The organism is Mesorhizobium sp. M4A.F.Ca.ET.050.02.1.1, from assembly GCF_003997725.1.
In the GTDB taxonomy this organism is placed as follows: Bacteria; Pseudomonadota; Alphaproteobacteria; order Rhizobiales; family Rhizobiaceae; genus Mesorhizobium.
Genome location: NZ_RZSG01000651.1, coordinates 1 through 3,443, shown reverse-complemented (window position 1 = coordinate 3,443; position 3,443 = coordinate 1). Strand labels below are relative to the sequence as shown.

The window sequence follows — 3,443 nt, the reverse complement described above, 5'->3', positions numbered from 1 at the left end:
CCATTGCGGCGCAGCGCGTGCTCGCCCATTCCGGAATGGGCGAGCACGCGCTGCGCCGCAATGGAATGGCGTTGCACGATGCCTTTGCACAGGCCGATCACCGCATCGATCTGCCGCCTGGGGAAATCGGGATAACCGAGCGAATGGCCGGGATTGACGATCTCGATGCCGACAGAGCAGGAGTTGATGTCCGTTCGCCCGAACCACGAGCTCTTGCCGGCATGCCAGGCGCGGTCGCTTTCGCGAACCATTTGCACGATGCGGCCGTCTTCGTGGATCAGATAGTGAGCGGACACATCGCTCGCCGGATCGCACAGCCACGCTTCGGCGCCGGGTCCGGTCGCCATGCCCGTATAGTGCAGCACGATCATGTCGGGTTTCAACGTCTCGCGCCGCGGGCCGAAATTCGGCGATACCCTGACCTCGGCGCCTGGCTGGTCGGGCAGGAAACCGCTCATGCGTGCCTGAGGCCCCGTTCGATCATCTCATAGGCGGCATTGATCGCCGCGAGCCTGGTGGTGGCAATCTTGATGAATTCCTGCGGCAGGCCGCGCGCGATCAGCCGATCGGGATGATTGTCCGAGACCAGTTTGCGGTAGCGCTTCCTGACCTCCTCGAACGGTTTTCCGCGCTCGATGCCGAGCACGACATAGGGATCGCCGGCGCCGAGATTGACGTGCCTGGCCAGGATGCTCTGATAATGTGCCTCGTCGATGCGGAAGATCTCGGCAATACGGTGCAGGAACCGGCCTTCGTGCTCATGAATCAGCCCGTCGGCCTTGGCGATGTGGAACAAGCCGTCGAGTATGTCTTCCAGCATCATGCAGTTCGCATGGCCGGAGCCGCACAATTGCGCCATGCGCTGGGCATAGATCTCGAAGCCTGCCACATCGCGCTTGGCTAGGTCGTAGAGCCGCGCCACATTGCGCGTCTCTTTCGGCGGCACATCGAATATTTCCTGGAAGGCGCGCACCTCATCCTGGGTGACGATGCCGTCGGCCTTGGCCATCTTGGCCGAGAGCGCGATCATCGCTACCGAAAAGGCGACGCGGCGGCGCAGATCGGCATCGCCGGAGAAAACCGTTCGCACGGCTTCGACGACATCGGCGACGCCCGATGACGCTGAAGACGTAACACGAACGATGAAGTCGCCGAGGCGGTCCCAAATCGACATGAGGCTTCTTAGTGCGAACTGCCCACCGCTATCAAGCGCAGACAGTGCCGCAGGCCCATTGGGTCCGGGTCATATGATGTTGCTGGCGCAAGCCTCTGGCGCCGGTAGCTGAAAAGAAAGAAGGCCGGTAGGGGACCGGCCTTCTTCGCCTTGTGAACTACTGCGCGGGCGCAGCAGGTGCTGCCGGAGCCGGTTCGGCTGGTTTCGTAGCGTCAGGAGCCGGAGTAGCCGGCTTCATAGGCTCTTCGGCGGCCGGCGGATTGGTGCTCTGGGTTGTGGTGTTGTCCGTCCCGCTGTCGCTGCAAGCCGCAACTCCGAGCAGGGCGAGCGCCGAAAGGGACGCCAGAATGAGCTTCTTCATGATATCTCTCCTTCAATCGACGCTCACATTCTGGTGAGCGGTCGAAGGAGAAATGCATCAGCCGGCGTGGAGTTTCGTAACGTTGCATTTCCGCATGTAACATCATCTGGGCGATTGCCGGCCGCCGAATGGCGCACTAACAGGGTAAGCCAAGCACCAGATTACGCAGGGAAAATTCCAGGAGCCGCGATGACCGAAAAATGGGATTTCTGGATCGACCGCGGTGGCACCTTCACCGACGTCATCGGCCGCGACCCGCAAGGCGGACTGCATGCCCGCAAGCTGCTGTCAGAAAATCCGGAAGCCTATGCGGACGCTGCCATTCAGGGCATTCGCGACCTGCTTGGATTGAAATCCAGTTCCGCCATTCCGCCGGGGCTGATCGGCGACATCAAGATGGGCACCACTGTCGCCACCAATGCGCTGCTCGAGCGCAAGGGCGACCGTGTGCTCCTGCTTACCACCAAGGGTTTTCGCGACGCGCTTCGCATCGCCTATCAGGCGCGCCCGGATATCTTCGCCAAGGAGATCATCCTGCCCGAACAGCTCTATGAGCGCGTCGTCGAGATCGATGAACGCGTGCGCGCCGACGGCTGGGTCGAACGTTTGCTCGACGTCGCCGCCTGCCACCCGGCAATCGAACAGGCCAAAGCCGACGGCATCGATGCGGTCGCTATCGTCTTCATGCATGCCTGGAAATATCCCGACCACGAGAAGGCTGTCGCCAAAGTCTGCCGCAAGCTCGGCTTCGCCCAGGTTTCTGTCAGCCACGAGGTCTCGCCGCTCATCAAGCTGGTCGGCCGCGGCGACACCACCGTGGTCGACGCCTACCTGTCGCCGATCCTGTCGCGCTATGTGCAAAGGGTGGCGGGCGAACTGGGTGCCGGCCCCCGCCTGATGTTCATGATGTCGTCAGGTGGTCTCACCGCCGCCGATATGTTCCAGGGCAAGGACGCGCTGTTGTCCGGCCCGGCCGGAGGCGTCGTCGGCATGGTCGAGACGGCGAAGCTCGCCGGTTTCGAAAAAGTCATCGGCTTCGACATGGGCGGCACCTCGACCGATGTCGCCCACTATGACGGCGAGTATGAGCGCGCCTTCGACACCGAGGTTGCCGGCGTGCGCATCCGCGCGCCGATGATGCGCATCCATACCGTTGCCGCCGGCGGAGGCTCGATCCTGCACTATGAGGCGGGCCGCTTCCGCGCCGGGCCGGATTCCGCCGGCGCCAATCCCGGCCCGGCCGCCTATCGGCGCGGCGGCCCGCTCGCCGTGACCGACGCCAACGTCATGCTCGGCAAGCTGCAGCCCGATTACTTCCCGGCGATCTTCGGTCCCGGCCAGGACCAGGCGCTCGACGTCGACACCGTGCGCGAAAAATTCACCGCGCTGGCCGCCGAGATCGGCGATGGCCGCTCGCCCGAGGCGGTCGCCGAAGGCTTCGTCACCATCGCCGTCGAGAACATGGCCTACGCCATCAAGAAGATCTCGGTGCAGCGCGGCTATGACGTCACTGAATATCTCTTGAACTGCTTTGGCGGCGCTGGCGGCCAGCACGCCTGCCTGGTCGCCGATGCGCTCGGCATGGAAGCGGTGCTGATCCATCCCTTCTCTGGCCTGCTATCGGCTTATGGCATCGGCCTGTCGTCGGTGTTCGCCTCGCGCCAGCAGGCGCTGCTCAAGCCGCTCGCCGAAGAGTCCAGGACGGCGATCGACGAGCTTATCGCAACGTTGAGGAAAGCCGTCATCGCTGAATTCGCGGCACAAGGCATCGCCGAGAGCGCGGTCGCTTCCAGGCCCGTCCTGCAGATCCGCTATGACGGCACCGACACGGCGCTGCCGGTGAATTTCGCCAGCGGCTCAATATTCCAGGCGAGGCGCGATTTCGAAGTCGCCCACAAGGCGCAATTC

General features: G+C 63.3%; 4 protein-coding genes. 1 reads left to right on the top strand and 3 read right to left on the bottom strand.

Annotated elements, in window-relative coordinates; all coding sequences use genetic code 11:
* From EOA33_RS28725 to EOA33_RS40915, 3 genes are all read right to left on the bottom strand, one after another.
* The coding region (locus EOA33_RS28725) for an N-acetylmuramoyl-L-alanine amidase (protein WP_145989330.1) at nucleotides 1-458 on the bottom strand (458 nt) is incomplete at its 3' end.
* Nucleotides 455-1,174, bottom strand: a complete 720-nt coding sequence (locus EOA33_RS28720; RefSeq protein ID WP_126053887.1) for a DnaJ family molecular chaperone — start codon at nucleotides 1,172-1,174, stop codon at nucleotides 455-457. The genes EOA33_RS28720 and EOA33_RS28725, both read right to left, overlap by 4 nt.
* A gap of 157 nt (nucleotides 1,175-1,331) precedes the next feature.
* Nucleotides 1,332-1,535 carry a hypothetical protein gene (locus EOA33_RS40915; protein WP_126053886.1) on the bottom strand — a complete coding sequence of 68 codons (204 nt, stop codon included), beginning with the start codon at nucleotides 1,533-1,535 and terminating at the stop codon, nucleotides 1,332-1,334.
* Between the two features lie 189 nt (nucleotides 1,536-1,724).
* Here EOA33_RS40915 and EOA33_RS28710 point away from each other — a divergent pair.
* On the top strand, nucleotides 1,725-3,443 hold a 1,719-nt coding region (locus tag EOA33_RS28710), incomplete at its 3' end, for a hydantoinase/oxoprolinase family protein (protein ID WP_281033571.1).